General features: G+C 63.1%; 17 protein-coding genes and 1 pseudogene. 10 read left to right on the top strand and 8 right to left on the bottom strand.

Features of this window, described 5'->3' with window-relative positions; all coding sequences use genetic code 11:
* Positions 1-321: pseudogene (locus tag PGX04_RS12825) on the top strand (class I SAM-dependent methyltransferase); the annotation flags it as partial.
* A gap of 117 nt (positions 322-438) precedes the next feature.
* Here the strand turns inward: PGX04_RS12825 and PGX04_RS12820 are convergent.
* The 4 genes from PGX04_RS12820 to PGX04_RS12805 are packed head-to-tail and all read right to left on the bottom strand — an operon-like array spanning position 439 to position 3,481.
* On the bottom strand, positions 439-900 hold the full coding sequence (locus PGX04_RS12820; RefSeq protein ID WP_273738861.1) for a hypothetical protein: 462 nt from the start codon (positions 898-900) through the stop codon (positions 439-441).
* A 55-nt stretch (positions 901-955) separates the two neighbouring features.
* Entirely contained in the window at positions 956-2,200 is a 1,245-nt protein-coding gene (locus PGX04_RS12815; RefSeq protein ID WP_273738860.1) for a putative sodium/potassium/calcium exchanger, read from the bottom strand.
* Positions 2,201-2,255: 55 nt separating this feature from the next.
* Positions 2,256-2,843, bottom strand: a complete 588-nt coding sequence (locus tag PGX04_RS12810) for a DUF6114 domain-containing protein (protein WP_273738859.1) — start codon at positions 2,841-2,843, stop codon at positions 2,256-2,258.
* A gap of 5 nt (positions 2,844-2,848) precedes the next feature.
* Positions 2,849-3,481 (bottom strand): DUF6230 family protein, encoded by a 633-nt coding sequence (locus PGX04_RS12805; RefSeq protein ID WP_273738858.1) that lies wholly within the window; start codon positions 3,479-3,481, stop codon positions 2,849-2,851.
* 345 nt (positions 3,482-3,826) lie between these two features.
* Between PGX04_RS12805 and PGX04_RS12800 the strand changes: the two genes are divergently transcribed.
* Both PGX04_RS12800 and PGX04_RS12795 read left to right on the top strand, forming a co-directional pair.
* On the top strand, positions 3,827-4,678 hold the full coding sequence (locus PGX04_RS12800; RefSeq protein WP_273738857.1) for an SAM-dependent methyltransferase: 852 nt from the start codon (positions 3,827-3,829) through the stop codon (positions 4,676-4,678).
* 172 nt (positions 4,679-4,850) lie between these two features.
* Positions 4,851-5,501 carry a helix-turn-helix domain-containing protein gene (locus tag PGX04_RS12795; RefSeq protein WP_273738856.1) on the top strand — a complete coding sequence of 217 codons (651 nt, stop codon included), beginning with the start codon at positions 4,851-4,853 and terminating at the stop codon, positions 5,499-5,501.
* Positions 5,502-5,780: 279 nt separating this feature from the next.
* Here PGX04_RS12795 and PGX04_RS12790 read toward each other — a convergent pair whose 3' ends face one another.
* A complete protein-coding gene (locus PGX04_RS12790; protein WP_273738855.1) occupies positions 5,781-6,557 on the bottom strand; it encodes an SDR family NAD(P)-dependent oxidoreductase in 777 nt (258 codons plus the stop codon).
* 219 nt (positions 6,558-6,776) lie between these two features.
* Between PGX04_RS12790 and PGX04_RS12785 the strand changes: the two genes are divergently transcribed.
* Complete coding sequence (locus tag PGX04_RS12785; RefSeq protein ID WP_273738854.1) at positions 6,777-8,459, top strand: AMP-binding protein; 1,683 nt, start codon at positions 6,777-6,779, stop codon at positions 8,457-8,459.
* A gap of 192 nt (positions 8,460-8,651) precedes the next feature.
* Here the strand turns inward: PGX04_RS12785 and PGX04_RS12780 are convergent, their stop codons facing one another.
* A complete protein-coding gene (locus tag PGX04_RS12780) occupies positions 8,652-8,960 on the bottom strand; it encodes a hypothetical protein (RefSeq protein ID WP_273738853.1) in 309 nt (102 codons plus the stop codon).
* A 601-nt stretch (positions 8,961-9,561) separates the two neighbouring features.
* Here PGX04_RS12780 and PGX04_RS12775 point away from each other — a divergent pair.
* Both PGX04_RS12775 and PGX04_RS12770 read left to right on the top strand, forming a co-directional pair.
* Positions 9,562-10,134 carry an SCP2 sterol-binding domain-containing protein gene (locus PGX04_RS12775; protein WP_273738852.1) on the top strand — a complete coding sequence of 191 codons (573 nt, stop codon included), beginning with the start codon at positions 9,562-9,564 and terminating at the stop codon, positions 10,132-10,134.
* Between the two features lies 1 nt (position 10,135).
* On the top strand, positions 10,136-11,341 hold the full coding sequence (locus tag PGX04_RS12770) for an acyl-CoA dehydrogenase family protein (protein ID WP_273738850.1): 1,206 nt from the start codon (positions 10,136-10,138) through the stop codon (positions 11,339-11,341).
* 180 nt (positions 11,342-11,521) lie between these two features.
* Here the strand turns inward: PGX04_RS12770 and PGX04_RS12765 are convergent, their stop codons facing one another.
* On the bottom strand, positions 11,522-11,770 hold the full coding sequence (locus tag PGX04_RS12765; protein ID WP_273738849.1) for a PRC-barrel domain-containing protein: 249 nt from the start codon (positions 11,768-11,770) through the stop codon (positions 11,522-11,524).
* A gap of 162 nt (positions 11,771-11,932) precedes the next feature.
* Here PGX04_RS12765 and PGX04_RS12760 point away from each other — a divergent pair, with 162 nt between their 5' ends.
* Both PGX04_RS12760 and PGX04_RS12755 read left to right on the top strand, forming a co-directional pair.
* Complete coding sequence (locus PGX04_RS12760) at positions 11,933-12,547, top strand: hypothetical protein (RefSeq protein WP_273738848.1); 615 nt, start codon at positions 11,933-11,935, stop codon at positions 12,545-12,547.
* Between the two features lie 331 nt (positions 12,548-12,878).
* A complete protein-coding gene (locus PGX04_RS12755; RefSeq protein WP_273738847.1) occupies positions 12,879-13,163 on the top strand; it encodes a hypothetical protein in 285 nt (94 codons plus the stop codon).
* A 100-nt stretch (positions 13,164-13,263) separates the two neighbouring features.
* On the opposite strand, the gene PGX04_RS12750 is transcribed toward PGX04_RS12755, so the two are convergent.
* Positions 13,264-13,992, bottom strand: coding sequence for an SCP2 sterol-binding domain-containing protein (locus PGX04_RS12750; RefSeq protein ID WP_273738846.1), 729 nt, complete (start codon positions 13,990-13,992; stop codon positions 13,264-13,266).
* 274 nt (positions 13,993-14,266) lie between these two features.
* On the opposite strand from PGX04_RS12750, the gene PGX04_RS12745 reads away from it, so the two are divergent.
* Both PGX04_RS12745 and PGX04_RS12740 read left to right on the top strand, forming a co-directional pair.
* A complete protein-coding gene (locus PGX04_RS12745; RefSeq protein ID WP_273738845.1) occupies positions 14,267-14,971 on the top strand; it encodes a sterol carrier protein in 705 nt (234 codons plus the stop codon).
* A 91-nt stretch (positions 14,972-15,062) separates the two neighbouring features.
* Positions 15,063-15,833: ribonucleotide-diphosphate reductase subunit beta (locus tag PGX04_RS12740; protein ID WP_273738844.1), on the top strand; the 771-nt coding region annotated here is incomplete at its 3' end.

Raw genomic sequence — 15,833 nt, 5'->3', positions numbered from 1 at the left:
GGCGCTCGCGACGCGTTCGAGACGGCGGGACTCGAGGTGCTCGCAACTCGCCGGTACGACCACGTTCGAACGGTCGAACCGCCGTACAGCGACGGCGCGCTGACGGCGGCCCGCCGGAAGGCGACCGGTGACGGGCTGGCTGACGACCGGGAGACCATCCTCTCGGGGGCGGTGACCGAGTCGGAGTACGACGACCTCCGCAGTTCGTGGCGGGAGATGGGGCGAACCGTCGTCGAGCAGATGGGTGCGAAGGAGTATCGCCGCGCGGAAACGGTCCCGTTCTTCGTCACCGTCGGGCGGGTTGCCTCTAGTAGCCGCTGAAACGAATGACACGCTGCTGGCAACGCCATCGTGCGAGTGGTGTGCAGTGACTGTCAGTGGCTACTATCGTCCAGTTCCGGGAGAGGGAGACGAGCGGCAGCGGCGTTGCGCCACAGCTCACCACGGGAGAAGCGCCCGCAGACCGCTTCCGACCAGTCCGCCGATGAACCCGTCGATGGCGGTCAGCACCGAGAAGGCGAGCACGATCAGAACGACGCTCGGCAGTCCGAGTCCCGTGAGCATCGGACTGATCGGGCCGATTGACTTGAGTACCAGCAGCGGCGGTTCGTTGTACAGTCCGAGAAGCGTTCCGAGGAACGCCGTCACCGTTCCCGCGACGCCGCCGACGACCGCGCTCGCGATCACCGCGTGACCGATGCCGGAGACGATCCGACCGACGGCGTACGCGGCGATGAATCCGGCGACGACACCGCCGCCGATACGAGTGAGCAGCGGGACCATCAGCCCGGTGAGATTGACGAGAATGCCGGCGGTGGCGGCGCCGACGATGATCCACGTGTCGATCGCCTCGATCGATAGTTCGTCCGCTTCGACGCCGAGCGTCTCGTATTCACTCATCTCTCGCTCTCACCACGTTTCTGAACGGCGTGCCGATTGCGTGCGTCTGGCATTACTAGCTCAGCGGCTCCGTCGTCTCTTCGGCCGTTTTCTCAATGTGGTCACCGGTTTCATTGGTCGTTTCTTCGACCTGATCACCGGTTTCGTTGGTCGTTTCCTCGACTTGGTCACCGGTTTCGTTGGTCGTTTCCTCGACCTGATCACCGGTTTCGTTGGCCGTTTCCTCGACCTGATCACCAGTTTCGTTGACGGCCTCCGCCGTATGATTAACCGTTTCTTCGGTCGATTCGACGAGCTGTTCGTCCGTCTCGTTCGGTTCGTTGGTGACCGTCTCCGTCACGTCTTCGGTGGTATCCCCGACGTGGTCAACCGTCTCGTTGACCGTTCCTTCAGTGTGATCGGTAGTGTCTTCGACTGTTCCTTCAGTGTGATCGGTAGTGTCTTCGACTGTTCCTTCAGTGTGATCGGTAGTGTCTTCGACTGTTCCTTCAGTGTGATCGGCAGTGTCTTCGACCGTTCCGTCGGTGTCGGTGACTGTCTCCTCGGTGTGGTCGATGGTGTCGTTGACCCTCTCTTCGGTCCGGTCGAGTGAGTCGTCGACCGGTCCGGTGGTCTCATCGAGGGGATCATCGGGTTCGTCGACCGGTTCGGTCACGGCATCGTCATTCTGTCCGTCAGTCTCGGTCGACTCGTTTCCAGTGTCGTCCGACGTCTCATCGGAGCTGTCCGCTCCGTCCGGCCAGTTTTCGAAGTCGTCGGTCTCATCCTCGTCCGGCGTCCCGTCGGTTTCGTCGTTCGCCCCGTCGCTCTCGGTAGCGGATGCGCTCTCGTTGGCGGGCACGTCGAATATCGCAGGCTCGGGGATATCCGTGCTCGAGCCCGTTTCGACCGAATAGCCGCTGGTCGAGAGTCCCCGCACGGTGATCGAGCGAGCGTTGACGACGACGTTGCTCCGGTCGGCGGTGACGCACTCGCCGACCTCGGAGAGGTTGTTTATCCCCTCGTTTTGCCGGTCGGTCTGCAACACGATGGTCGCCTCCGGTTGCGTCTGCTCGAGATCGACCCGTCTGTTCCCGTCGAGATAGATGGTGATGTCCTCGTACGCGTCGTTCTGGACAACCAGTTGATTGGTATCCGACGAGAGTTGCCGGACGCAGACGGTGGCACCGTCGATCACGCCGAGTTCGACCGTGGAGAGGCTGTCGTCTTCCTGCGCGGCCGCCGGGAGCGCACCGATTCCGGTCGCGGTACTCCCGACGACGACCAGCACGACGACGACGAGCGTACGGACTCGGCTCATGTATCGGGCCAATCCACCGGCCGCGTTCGTGGTCGTGTCGTCGCTCGTGCCGGTGTCATTCGTCGGCACTCCGTTGGGTGTTGGTTTCGGCGCTCTCGCGGAGCCGTGCGTTCGCTTTCTCGACGACACGTTCGACTCGATCTCGCAATCGCGCGATGGCTCGGTCGACCTTGCTTGGTTCCGCCAGGGATTCGTCGGTAACGTCGTCGCGGGGTTTCCACGCGATACAGAGGTTGCCGCCGAGGATGCCCAGAAGCATCCCCAGGAACAGCCCACCGAGCGAACCGAACAGTGAGAAGATCGACAGAACGACACCGATAACGCCGATCTCGTGGGATTTCGACGGTCTGTACAGCGCGTACACGCCCGTCAGGAAGACGAACACGCCGATCAGGGCACCGACGGTGAGAAAGCCCGCCATCTCTCCGCCGATGAAGATGAGATCGGGCAGTATCTGCATCGGCACCCAGGTGATGAGAATCCCGGCCAGACAGAGCAGGACGCCGCCCATGAACGGGCGTCGCGTCCGCCAGTCGTTGAACCGGTTCCATCGGCTCCCGATCCACCCGGTTCCCCGCTTCCACCGACTCTCAAATCGGTTGGGATCGGTTTCGGAGTCGTTCTGGCTGTTTTGAGTTGCCATCGGTATCACCCGCTCGAGTTGTTGGCTCCGTCAGAGCCACCGGCGTTGTAATCCACGCCGACGTCGAGGCCGGGGAGGGTGATCTCGTTCGAGGCGAGGTACACCATGTCGATTTTGACGTCTTCTTGCACCATTCCGGGTCCTTCTCCGTTGATGTCAGTGAGCCGCCCTTCTTCGGGATTGGCGTTCTCACCCGCCGTCTGTTGGAACTGCTGTTCCGGATCGTTGCTGGACTGGGCGTCGATGACCTGGCCGTTGAACTCAGCGTTCTCCGCTTCCAGCCCGGTGAGTTTGATGTACTGCTCGTCCGCCGTGACCGTCTCGTCGGCGGTGAACGAGATCTCCATCGTCCCGTCCATCATGGGTACTTCCTGCTCTCTCGTCAGCACCAGTCCGTCGATTTCGACGCCGCGTTGCTCGACGACCACGACCGGCGTCTCTCCTTGATCGTTTTCACCGGCGCTGGGGTAGAGGAGGAACTCGTCGGATCTGATCTCGTCGGCCTCGACGGTGAACCCGCTGCCGCTCGCCAGTGGCGCAGCGTAGGCCGTCCCCGACGACAGGACGATCATTCCCACGAGCGCGACGACCAAGAACGATGCACCGGTTCCGCCCAATAGTCGCTTTTTATTGTACATATTACACCCTTTTATCGATCAGTATTTCCGCAGCATCGTGACAGTTCGCCGAGATAGGGCCCGAATCGTCCGATAATCGGTCGAGTCGGTGTTGCATTGTGAATGGCACAAGTACACACCCAACACGATTTGTAATCATTTTACCTCCTTGTATGCGGGGGAGTTTATACAGGATTCGGCCACAAGTATTATATATTTGAGAACATATCCATCGCGTTTCCGCTCTTTGTTGTGGTCTCGACGAGCCGAGAGAGAAGCGAGTGACACCGTTCGTGAGTGAGATGGTATAAATAGACGTGGAAACGCGGGAGAAAGACTATTGGACGGAACGGTCCGCCTCAGAGCATGCAAACGCAACGGTTCGACGCCGACGAAATCGTCGACTTCTACAACGAGACCGCGTGGGAGTATCGCGTCTTCTGGAGTACCGCCAACCTCCACTACGGCTTTTACGACGACGAATCCACGACTCACCGAGAAGCCATGGTGAACTCCAACCGGGTCTATGCCGACACGCTCGAGGTCGACGAGGCGGACACGGTGTTGGATATCGGGACGGGACGCGGCGGGTTCCCGACGCACGTCGCGGCCGAACACGGGGCCGACGTCCACGGTATCGACATCGATCCGCTGCACGTCAGCGAAGCCCGGGCGAACGCCCGCGAGCGCGGGGTTGCCCAGTCGACCGAGTTCAGCGTCGGGGACTACCACGACATTCCGTACCCCGACGGGACGTTCGACGCGGTCTCCGGCATCGAAACGGTCTGTCACTCGGAGCACAAGGAACGGGTCCTCGAGGAGATTCGCCGCGTCCTCGCGCCGGGCGGCCGTCTCATGATATCCGACGGCTTCAGGAGCCGAACCGCGCTGACCGACCCGGAGGCGGAGAAGCTGCGAACGGTCCTCGACGGATGGGCCGTTCCCGACTTCGCGCACATCAGCGAGTTCCGGGAGGCCCTCGAGGAGGTCGGATTCACGGATGTGACGTTCGAGGACCACTACGAGCAGATCATTCCGTCGTCGCGACGCCAGTGGTTGCTCTCACTGGCCGTCACGCCCCTCCTCAGGATCGCGGCCGCGCTCGGCCTCAAGAGCGAATCGTCCGTCGATCAGGGTGTGACGCTCTATCACCAGTACGAGATCATCGAGCGCGGAATCGCAGTCCACGGCAACTTCACCGCCGAACTCCCCGAGTAGTGGCTCCGATATCGTCGCCATCGGTCCGTCGACGAGCCGGAACGGAGCGCAGATATTGGCGACTGACGGTCGTCTCGGCGTACGGACCGGCCGACCGCTGTCGGACTCGCTTCGCATTTCCATTGGTAAACGGTAGCAAGAAGTATGTTCACATTGTGGTGGCGGTCGTGCGATGAGATACGCAAAATGCATTATCATCCCTGACGACGAGGGGTTGCATCCTGTCGATAAGCGGATCGCGGACCATCCCGAGGTCTCGCGCGAACTCCTTCACAACGTCAACCTCCTCGCCGACGAGACGATCGTCACGATCTATCAATTCGCGGGCGATCGGGACGCCCTCGAGTCGATTCTGGCGGACTCGCCGATGGTGCGCAAGTATCAGCTCTCGGGCGTCGACGACGAGATTCACGCCTACATCCACGTCGAGGCTCACAGCAGGCTCGTCGGCCTGCTGAGCATGCTCAAAGAGTTCGAGTTCATCTTCGATACGCCCCTCGAGTTCACGCGGCGCGGCGGGTTGCGCGTCACGATGATCGGCGACGTCGGGAGCTTTCAGGACGCCATTCCGGACGTTCCCGACGGAATCAGGCTCAAGCTCCTCAAGACGGGGGAGTACGAACCGGACACGGACCGCCTGTTCTCCCAGCTCACCGAGCGCCAACAAGAGATCCTCCAGACCGCCGTCGATATGGGCTACTACAACGTGCCTCGAGCGGTGACGCACGAGGATATCGGCAACGAACTCGGCTGCACCGGTGGAACGGTCGGCGGCCACCTGCGAAAGATCGAGTCGAAAATCCTCGCACAGATCATTCCGTGACGGCCGCGGTCGCGCGAATCGGGACGCGAGCCGAGGGGAGACCGGCTGCGACCTGCGCGGTGCGACGGAGACGGCGAGTGTGATCGCCGCAGTGCGACGGGGATGGCGGCTGTGTTACGCCGTCCTGACGATCCGTCGCAGTCGGCCTCGAGCGTCGATAGCGACCGATTCGGCCATCCGCGAGATCGGTGGCCGGAATATTCTGAGATCGTCGGCCGCAATCTCGCGGGATCGTCGGTTCGATCGATGCCGGAAATCGGGCGCTGCAGCGGCGGTCGGCTAGAAACTGAAGAGGTCGACGCCGCCGGTAACACCGACGACCTGCCCCGTGATGTATTCGGCCTGTTCGGAGCAGAGATACGCGATCAGGTTGGCGACGTCTTCCTCCCGTCCCAGGCGGCGCATCGGCGTGGCCTTCGCGATCCGGGCGAAGTGCTCGTCGACCCCCTCTAACTGGTCGATCGGCAGGTCCGCGAGCGCGCCGACGACGATGCTCGGCGCGACGACGTTGCTCGTGATGCCGTGCTGGGCTCCCTCGAGGGCGAGCGTCTTGCCGAAGCCGATCAGCGCGGACTTCGTCGCGCTGTAGGAGGCCTGACCGAAGCCGCCCTGCCAGCCGGCGACCGAGGACATGTTGATGATGCGCCCCCACTCCCGCTCTTTCATCCCGGGGTAGACCGCGCGGGTGACGTTGTAGGTCCCCGTCAGATTGACCGCGACGTCGCGATCCCAGACGTCGTCGTCGAAGTCCTCGACTCTGTCGCGGGCGTCGACCATTCCCGCGTTGTTGATCAACACGTCGATGCCGCCGACGTCCTCGTCGATCGCCGAAACCGTCTCCGCGACCGCGTCGCGATCGGTCAGGTCGCACTCGAGCGCGCGAGCCGTCCCGCCCGCATCTTCGATATCGTCGGCGACCGTTTCGGCGGCATCGATGTCGACGTCCAGCGCGACTACGTCGGTGCCTTCCGCGGCGAGTACCTCGCAGTCGACGCTGCCGATCCGACCGCCCGCCCCCGTGACGAGCGCGGTCTTGTCGTCCAGTCCGAAGTCCATGCACCGAGAGTGATCGGCGACGACGAAGGAAATTGCTCGACGGATCGCAGGTCATTTATATCGATGCCGGGCCCGCCCCCGGCGTATCGAAGACGGTTCGCCCACTGATTCGGTAGACGACCCCACTCACGGAAGCCGCGAGTCCACCGGTGTCGACCTTCAACTCCCCCGGATGGCAGTGGGTATCCTTTAGCGAATCAGGACCGGTAACGAGAACGAATGTCCCGAGACGCGACACTCTGGTCGACGGCGTACGAACGGTTCGGCATTCCCGAGACGCTCGAGCCGTATCCCGACGAACCGGTCCACCGATTCCTCGAGAACGCCGCGGCCGACTACCCGGAACAGGGGATCGTCCAGTACGGCAAACGGTACACCTATCCTGAGGTGCTCGCGGACGTCGAACGACTGGCGACGGCGCTGCGCGAGCGCGGCGTCGAGAAGGGGAGCAGGGTCGCGACGATCCTGCCGACGTCCGTCCAGTTCGTCGTCGCCTCGAACGCCATCTCGCGGGCCGGCGGCGTCCACATTCCGAACGACTTCCTCGACGCCGAGGAATCGCTCGCCTACCGGCTCGAGCAGGGCGACCCCGAAGTCCTGATCGGCCACGACAAACACCTCGAGCTGGTGCGCTCGCTCGCGGACGACCTCGACCTGGACGACGTCATTCTCACGTCGCTGAAGGATTACTCGGCGGACCCTCCGGCCGACCACGAGACGGTCGACGGAGCCGAGTGGCTGCCGGCGGTCATCGAAGAGGCCGAGCGAGCGCCCCCGGATATCGACTTCGACGTCGAGACGGACGTTCACACGCTGCTGTTCACCGGCGGCACGACCGGCCTCCCGAAGGGGTGTCTGCTGACCCACCGAAACCTCGTGGCCAACGCGTTGCAGGGCGTCGCCGCGCAGTCCCAGCTGGCGGAGATGATGCGCGGGAGCGAGGCGGCGGTGATGGCGCTGCCGATGTATCACTCGTACGGCTACTCGATCACCAACAGTCTGCTCGAGCTCGCGCTCGACCTCCTGGTCGTTCCCGACGCGCGGAACACGGCACAGATGAGCGAACTGGTCGAGACGCACGACCCGCTGATCATGTTCGGGGTTCCGACCCAGTTCATGGAACTCGTCGACGAGGAGCTGTCGGCGGAGGTGCTCGGCATCTCCGGCTCCGCACCCCTGGCGAGCGAGACGAAATCGGAGTTCGAGCGCGAGTCCGGCGGCATCTCCCAGGGGTACGGGCTCTCCGAGATGTCTCCGATCACGCACTTCAACATCCACGGCATCCACGGGTTTCTGACCGGCTCGTCGGACGACGACGGCCTCGATCAGCCGACCATCGGCATCCCCGTCCCGGACACGGACATCAAACTCCGCGACGTCGACACCGGCGAGGAGGTTCCGCTCGAGGCGGCCGCGGCCGACGAGCTCGAGGGCGAGATGCTGGTAAACGGCCCCCAGCGGATGAAGGGATACCTCGACGAGGACAGGGATCCCTTCGACGACGAGGGGTACGTCGCCACCGGTGACATTGCAAAAGTCGATTCGGAGGGGCGGTTCTACGTCGTCGACCGCGTCAAGCACATGATCAACGTCTCGGGGTTGAAGGTCTACTCCGAAGAAGTCGACGAGGTCCTGTACGCTCTCGAGGGTGTCAAACGACCCGCGACGGTCGGCGTTCCCGATCCGGAGCGGCCGGGCAGCGAACGGGTCCGGATCTTCATCGAACCGAAACCGGACGCCGACCTGACCGAGGCGGACGTGATCGATCACCTCGAGGGGAACGTGCCGAAACACGCGATGCCCTCGACGGTGACGTTCGTCGAGTCGATTCCGCTGACCGACATCGAGAAGACGGACAAGGAGGCGCTTCGCGAACGCGCCACGGCGGGCGCTGCCGACTGACTCGTTCCGCCGCGTGTGAATACGAGCGGGTCTCTCCGCTCTCGACCGCCCGTCGATCGAGCGTGCTCGACATCCGCGGTCGCTCCGAGGGGTCGCCCCTCTCCAGACGCGCGCTCCACGACCGACGACGCCCATAAATAGCGTATTCGAGGACCGGCGTCCTCGTCGACCGACGGCGCTCGGCTACCGGAGTCAGCTGACGAGCCAGATGAGGGCCCCTACTGCGATCAGTGCGAGGCCCGCGGACGACGTGATCGGTTCCGGGAAGACGAAGAGCACGACCCCGGCGGCGACGAGCAGCGCACCGAGTCCGTACTTCGCCCTGGCTCGATCGAACCGGCTCCCCGTCTCGTCCGCAGTTGGCTCTTTCGATCGTCCTCTCGCCCGGTCCAACATGCTTCTCGAGTCGTCTTCGGTTCGGTCCTCCGATCGTCCTCTCACTCGGTCTACGACGCTTCTCGAGTCGTCCTCGGTTCGGTCCGTGGTTTGTCTGAATCGCATATAGTCATTTTATACATCACGTACGAACAGCGGACCGCCTTCCTGTGCCGGCCGTTGAAATTCACACCGGTAGATAGAACTCCGGAGCGTGCTACAACGGTGCTTTTCGGCGGGTATACCCTCCCTACGGCTTCACTACCGTCTCGAATATAGTTGCTGTGTCCGTCGCAACTATACAGTTTCAGACTGCCGAATGCGGCTCGGTAAGCGATCAGCCCTCGAGCCGGCAGACGCCGGTCAGAGCCCGCCGTTACCGGGGTCCCGATTGCTCTCCGTCCCACCACGAACGGATCTGACGAGACGCACTGCGGTTCGTTGCCGTCCGAGTCACGTCCCTCGTGACTGAGCGAATCGATGTCGCTCAGGATGCGTTTCCGCGTGCCAACGCGTGCCCGCCGTTGCGGTCTTTTCGACTCGGTTTTGACGGCGCTCGTCACTCCCGTGCGCCGTCGATAGTCGCGTCTCGAGCGGGGACCGATTCGCCGACCGTCACGGGATAGAATATAAACCTCCGCGTATTCCACGGATCACACTGTTCGTCGGTTGCTCCCTATTCACAGGTAGCGGGACCCGCCCATCCGGCGGGCCCGAACCGATAGCCATGACGAACGACGAACTCATTCAGGAGATCGACGCATCGCTCGAGAAGTCGAACGACGAACTCGAAGACGACCTGCCGGCACTGCTCGGCGAGATGGAGGGTCAGACCGAGGAACTCGTCCGCGAATACCCCGAGACGTTCGGCCGCGTGGTTCAGCGGATGGAGTCGATGGACATCGCGTCGTTCGTCTCCGAGAACCCCGACACCGCCGATCAGTTCCAGGAACTGCTCTGGGCCGGCATGAACGTCCTCGTCGAGACCTCCCCCGAGGTCCGCGAGAGTATCAACGAGGATATCACCGTCAACTTCGAGGCCGACGACTGCCCGATGGAAGGCCACCTCGAGGTCGACGAGGACGCGCAGACGATGCACGGCGGCGCGGGCAAACTCGACGACCCGATGCTCGAGATCACCGGCCCGGCGGACACGCTCGTCGGCCTCATCGTCGGCAGCGTCGATCCGATTCAGGGCTTCATGAAGCAGAAGTACCAGATGGACGGGCCGGTGCAGAAGGGGACGCGCCTCGCGCCGATCATGAACTCGCTGTCCGAACAGGTCCCCGCGGAGTCATAGAATGCGTCTGACCGAGGACCAGACGGCGTTTCGCGACGATCTCCGGACGTACCTCGAGTCCGAGATCGAACCGATCGTCGACGAGGCGGATCGCAACGGCCCGATGACGCGCGACGACCTCGTGGGCTATCTCGACGGGCTGCACGATCTCGGGATCGGCTTCACCCCCGACACCGTCGATCAGTACTTCGGCGACGTCTGGCGGTTCGTCATCGCCTCTGAGGAGATCAGCCGCGTGTGGCCGAGCCTGAACGTCGCGCTTCAGATGTCGTTCCCGTCGCTGTTCGTCCGCTTCGCCGCCGACGAGACGCAGCAGGCCATGCTCCCGAAACTCGAGGAGAACCGCTGTATCGGCTGTCTCGCGGTGACCGAACCCGAGGGCGGCAGCGACACGGCCCATCCGAACACCGTCGCGCGAAAGGACGGCGAGGAGTTCGTGCTCAACGGCGAGAAGGTGTGGGTCGGCAACGCGCAGATCGCCGACGTCGCGCTCGTCATCGCCCACGACGCGTCCGAGGACGCACAGGACATGTTCCTGGTCGACCGGGCGAACGCCTCCTTCGAGACCGAGGAGATGAACAAGCTCGGCTGGAAGGGCGTCCCGAACGGTCGAATGGTTTTCGACGACGTGCGCATCCCGGTCGAGAACCGGTTCTCGACCATCTTCGGCGACGCGATCGCCGACGGCCACGACATCCACGATATCGTCCCGTTCCCCGAGAACGTCAGCCAGCTGTTCTTCGAGTACAAGCCGCTCAACGTCATGTTCTCGTTCATGCGAACGGGGATGGCGTACATGGCCGTCGGGATCATGCAGGCGGCGTTCGAGGACGCGCTGGCGTACGCCCAAGAGCGCGAGACGTTCGGCGAACCGATCGGCCAGCACCAGCTGGTCCAGGAGAAGCTCTACGACGTTCGGACGTCGATCGAGGCCTCGCGCGGCCTCTCCCGCAGCGCCGCCGAAGCGCTCGTCGACGGGGATCCGGACGCTCGACTCCTCTCCTCGCTCGCGAAAGGGTACGCCTGCGAACAGTCGATCGAGGCGACCAGCGACGCGCTGCAGGTCCTCGGCGCGTCGGGGCTGGATCTCGAGAACCGCATGGAGCGCTACTATCGGGACGCCCGCGTGATGACGATCCCGGACGGAACCACCGAAATCCAGAAGCTCATCGTCGGCAAGGAGCTGACCGGGATGAGCGCCTACTGACCGTTCGGCTCGCTCGCGCTTCAGTTCCGATCGGTTTTCTCGGTCTCGATCGGTTTTCTCGGCCCCGTCGGCTGCGATGCCGCGAGCCGCGCGGACCCTACACGGACCGTTGTAAGTCATTTCCGGAGCAACCGCGAACCGTCCTGCGGTTGCTCCGGGACATCGTTACAACAGACCGTGTCAGTCGTCGGATCGAACGACGATCTGATCGTTCACCGATTCAATGTTGCTGACGGGGATCCGCAGTCGACCGTCGTCGTCAGATCGGCTGGTGATCACCGACGAGGGCCGTCTGCCAGCGTCGACGACGAGGTCGCGGAGGGAGCCGGATTCGGGATCCATCGTGATGGTATAGAGCGTTCCGTAGTCGGTGCCGTCGATTCCGACGATCGGTTTGCCGCTGAGACTTCGTGCAAATAGTTCGCTCATATGGTTTCAGCCCACATCCTATAGTAAATGATTTTGGTGCCTCATTCGAGAAACTCAGTTCAGATGGCATGTCCGACAACCGACGCCTGACGACATAAATTACCGCGGATACGCGGAACAAGGCTGAGGGACGTCACCGATGACCAATGGATACGCATCGATATGGCAGATTCTAACGCCAGCACCGGATCCGACGCCGGCCCGAACGCCGACCCCGACGAGCCGCCGTCCCGCGTCGCGCTCGTCGAGACGATCGAGTCCCTCGAGGTCGATGCTCGAGAGATCGAAGCCGCCGTCGCGGGCGGGCTCGCCGGCGGCTTTCAGGCCGCGCTGGTGATCCAGTTGTACGATACCGACGCGATCAAGCGGGTCGGCGCGATCTTCGGGGTCCCGACCCTGAACGGCGGCTGGCTCACGATGTTCGCGCTCGGGGTCCTGTTCGCGCTGCCGTTTAGCGTCTTCGTCTCGAGTTCGATCGACGCGTTCGTCTCGAAGGTAATGCTGCTCTCGAGTCGCAACGAACTGCTCCAGAAAATCCTCGTTCCACTGCTCAAGCGATCCGCACTCACGACGACGACGCTCGCGCTCGGCAACGGCTACGGGATCGTCGTGGGCGTGGTCCTCTCCCTGTTCCTGGTGCCCATCTGGTTGACGGTCGCGATGGGCGTGCCGATGGTCATTCCCAACGTCACGGTCGGCGGCCTCGTCGGCGTCGTCGCGTGGGCCCTCTACGGCGGGACGCTCGGGCTGGTGTACGGGTTGATCCTCGAATACTGATATTGCACGCCGACCAGTGGGTATCGCATCTGTACGACGCGTGGCGGCCATCACCGTCCAACAGACGCGTGGTGGCCATCCCCGTCCCACAGAATAGACCTCACGACGGTACTTTTCGGGCAACCGTCTCGGAACGAGCTGACATGTCGACGCGCCTACTGAACAGCCGTTTCCGAGAGGACTCCCTGAAAACCGCCGCGGTGCTGTCGCAGTAGCCACGGCTCGAGGATCGGTCTCCACGTCCGGTGATCGGCGAACTATGTGACGCTAGTTCCGTGGTATGGTGAACGCATACTTACAACATTTCCGACAGTTTCTTACGTGCGAGAGGGTGCCTACACTGCATGGTCTTCGAAATTTCCACCCCGCCGTCCTCGCAACGGCACTCGCGACGTTCGTCGCAGTCCCGCCGACGATACTCGGCTTCGAGGGCCGACTCGGACGGAAGAAACGGACAGATGACGCACTCACGGTCGCCGCCTTCTGGGAGGATATCGAGCAGTACACTGCCCTACTGATCGATCTACCCGCTCGCCACGATCCGAGACGAGCGTACGCGACGCGTTTCGTGACACGCTCCGCTCCGATCTCGGACGCTGATACCGGAGGGTACTGACTCGGGTCACGGTTCTCGAGCGGTCGCAAGCAGCGACGAGCGGTCGTGAGCGAAATCGCCACCGATCGGTGGCTGGCAGACCGTCCGCCGTCGGGTGGGATCAGAAGATGAAGCGAGAGTCGACGTCGGCCGAAATATCGGCGAGGTCGACCGCCGCGTCGGAGTACTGCAGGATCTTCTGCATGTCGCCGTCGATCTCGAAGTCGCCGGACATCAGCATGTCGATGACGCCGCCCTCGCCGCGGACGAGCGTCGTCCACTGCTCGTAGTCGCCGACGAGTCGGAACCCGTACTCCCGCTCGTCGAGGTCGGTGATCGTGTCTACCTCCCGGCACTCGCCGTCGTAGAGGTCCAGATACGAGTACACGGTGCCGTTGTCGGCGATGTTCTCCTCGAGTTGCGTGATCAGTTCGGCGAGGAGGTCGGGGAGTTCCGCCCGCAGCTCCGGCCAGGTGCGGTCGGGAATCTCCGCCATCGTCGTCTCCATGACCTCCTCGGTGACGCGTTCCTCGAGCGGCCCGCTACGGGATTCGATGCGCTCGCGGGCCTCGGCGGGCGCTTCTTCGAGCATCGTGTCGATCTCGCTTTCGGAGAGCCCCGAGAGTTCGTCGTCGACCGCGTCGACGATTTCAGGCGGCAGGTCGGCGATCGCGTTGCTCTCGAGGGGGACATCCTCGATCTGGAAGATGAACGAGCCGTCGAAGTCGACGCCCCAGCCTGCCGAGTGCTCCGCGTACTCGTCGTTCTCGTTGATCGCGTCTCGATACGCCTCGAGCCACGGTTTGGTCGGAAAATACTGTTCGATCGGTCGGAGTCGTTGCGTGCTCATGTGTGGCCACCGGGCCGTGACGGACCCGATATAGAACTGTGCACAGTGTGAACGCCTGTTGTGATTGCTCCGCGTATCCGAGGGGGTTTATCAGCCAGCGGGGGAACGCTCGAGATGAGCCGCTCACTGCGGCGGTAACCGCTCGGCGGATTTCGGTCACTATCACCCACTGACTTCCGCGTCCGTCGATCGGTTCCCGTGGGAACCGATAGCACATATATCGCCTCGGATTCGCGGACGAACGCTGAAACCGACGAATCCCGTCCATGAACCTATGACTGACTGGTTTCCATCCAGAGAGTGGTTAGAGAGTTACCGCGCCAATCTCAACGAGGACGACGTGTACGCGGCCGAGAGCGACGGCTGGGGCGTCGATTTCAACGGCGACTTTCGGTTCGTCCTGACGCGACTCCCGCTCGAGGAGACCGCGCTCGGGGACCTCCCCGACGAACTGACCGCCGACCTCTACGACCGGATCGACGCGCTCGAGACCGACGAGTTCGACCGTCTGCGGGAGACCGCGACGCCCGCCTTCGACGAGCGATTGGCGTCCGCCGAGGGTGACGACGATCGCGAGCGCTTCCGGCGAGCCCTCTCGGGAGTGACGCTCGCCGACGTTCCCGACGTCGCCTGGCCGGCGCTCGAGGACCTGATCCGAGGCGACCTCGACTCGCTGCTCGCGCAACTGGAGACGTACGTCGTCGACGACTCGCGGGTCCACGCGCACCTCGAACTGGAAGACGGCGTCTGTCGGCGGGCCCGACTCGTCGAAGACCCGTCGGCGCACGACCCGGGATTCGAACTCGAGGCACCCTACGAGACCTGGACAGACCTCCTCGAGGGCGCGGACGTCATCGAGTCGGTGATGTCCAACGAGATGGCGCTCGAGGGAAGCGTGACGCGGGTCATCCACTACGGCGACGCCGCGGGGGCGATGGGTGACGTTGCCGGCGAGACCGACGCGCGGTACCTGTTCTGAGGAGACCGGTCGGGTGCGGATTCTCGGTCTGACTTGAACGACCAGTTATTCGAACGAGTACGCTCATTGTCGACACTACCGACCTATACTTGTGTCACAAGTTACCACAACAGATGGGTTCCGGGCGGAACGAATCGACACGGAGAGCAAATGGTACGACCTCTTCCAGAAGGGGGTCGAACTCGGCACGTGGAACGTCGAGAAGCTCTTTGAGGAGGTCGGCTTCGAGGAGGACCGCGAAATCTGGAACTCGCTCGAGCCCGTCGAACGGAAGCAGATCCGGTATCTGGTATCGGGCTTTCTCGACGGCGAGTTCGCGGTCGGCGAGGACGCGAGTCATCACCTCCAGCGCATCATGGGTGCGCCGTGTTTCGACGACAACGAGGAGATGGAGATGTACATGACGATGTTCACGCTGACCGAACACAAGCACACGCAGTTTCTCGACGTCTACATGCACGAGGTGATGGGCGAACAGGACGTCTTCGCCGACCTGAATCCGAAACGCGGCGGCGCTCGGATCCCGATCGTGCAGGCGACCGGGCTCGGTGAGATCTTCGATCGGCAGGGGCAGCTGACCGCCAGAGCGGCCCACTCGCAGGACCCCGTCGATATCGCGAAGGCGCTGACCGTCTACCACATGATCGTGGAGGGGCTGCTCGCCCGCGGCGGCTTCTACGCGATCAATAAACTCTCGCAAAACGCCCCGTTACCGCTGTTGAACCACGGATTCAAGTTCATCAGCACCGACGAAGGGCGGCACATGACCCACGGCGTCGAGGCGCTGGGCGAACTCCTCGCGAAGGAACGCGCCGGCGAGCCCGAGTTTCAGGGCGTCGGTCGGGCCATCGAGGACGTCCTC

This window comes from Natrinema soli, assembly GCF_028618695.1.
The sequence above is the reverse complement of the archived record's forward strand: the minus strand, read 5'-3'. Positions and strand labels throughout refer to the sequence as shown.

Excerpts from the sequence above, each read along its gene's own strand:
- PGX04_RS12820 (WP_273738861.1), bottom strand. The coding sequence starts at position 900 with ATGAGTGAATACGAGACGCTCGGCGTCGAAGCGGACGAACTATCGATC.
- PGX04_RS12815 (WP_273738860.1), bottom strand. The coding sequence starts at position 2,200 with ATGAGCCGAGTCCGTACGCTCGTCGTCGTCGTGCTGGTCGTCGTCGGG.
- PGX04_RS12810 (WP_273738859.1), bottom strand. The coding sequence starts at position 2,843 with ATGGCAACTCAAAACAGCCAGAACGACTCCGAAACCGATCCCAACCGA.
- PGX04_RS12805 (WP_273738858.1), bottom strand. The coding sequence starts at position 3,481 with ATGTACAATAAAAAGCGACTATTGGGCGGAACCGGTGCATCGTTCTTG.
- PGX04_RS12800 (WP_273738857.1), top strand. The coding sequence starts at position 3,827 with ATGCAAACGCAACGGTTCGACGCCGACGAAATCGTCGACTTCTACAAC.
- PGX04_RS12795 (WP_273738856.1), top strand. The coding sequence starts at position 4,851 with ATGAGATACGCAAAATGCATTATCATCCCTGACGACGAGGGGTTGCAT.
- PGX04_RS12790 (WP_273738855.1), bottom strand. The coding sequence starts at position 6,557 with ATGGACTTCGGACTGGACGACAAGACCGCGCTCGTCACGGGGGCGGGC.
- PGX04_RS12785 (WP_273738854.1), top strand. The coding sequence starts at position 6,777 with ATGTCCCGAGACGCGACACTCTGGTCGACGGCGTACGAACGGTTCGGC.
- PGX04_RS12780 (WP_273738853.1), bottom strand. The coding sequence starts at position 8,960 with ATGCGATTCAGACAAACCACGGACCGAACCGAGGACGACTCGAGAAGC.
- PGX04_RS12775 (WP_273738852.1), top strand. The coding sequence starts at position 9,562 with ATGACGAACGACGAACTCATTCAGGAGATCGACGCATCGCTCGAGAAG.
- PGX04_RS12770 (WP_273738850.1), top strand. The coding sequence starts at position 10,136 with ATGCGTCTGACCGAGGACCAGACGGCGTTTCGCGACGATCTCCGGACG.
- PGX04_RS12765 (WP_273738849.1), bottom strand. The coding sequence starts at position 11,770 with ATGAGCGAACTATTTGCACGAAGTCTCAGCGGCAAACCGATCGTCGGA.
- PGX04_RS12760 (WP_273738848.1), top strand. The coding sequence starts at position 11,933 with ATGGCAGATTCTAACGCCAGCACCGGATCCGACGCCGGCCCGAACGCC.
- PGX04_RS12750 (WP_273738846.1), bottom strand. The coding sequence starts at position 13,992 with ATGAGCACGCAACGACTCCGACCGATCGAACAGTATTTTCCGACCAAA.
- PGX04_RS12745 (WP_273738845.1), top strand. The coding sequence starts at position 14,267 with ATGACTGACTGGTTTCCATCCAGAGAGTGGTTAGAGAGTTACCGCGCC.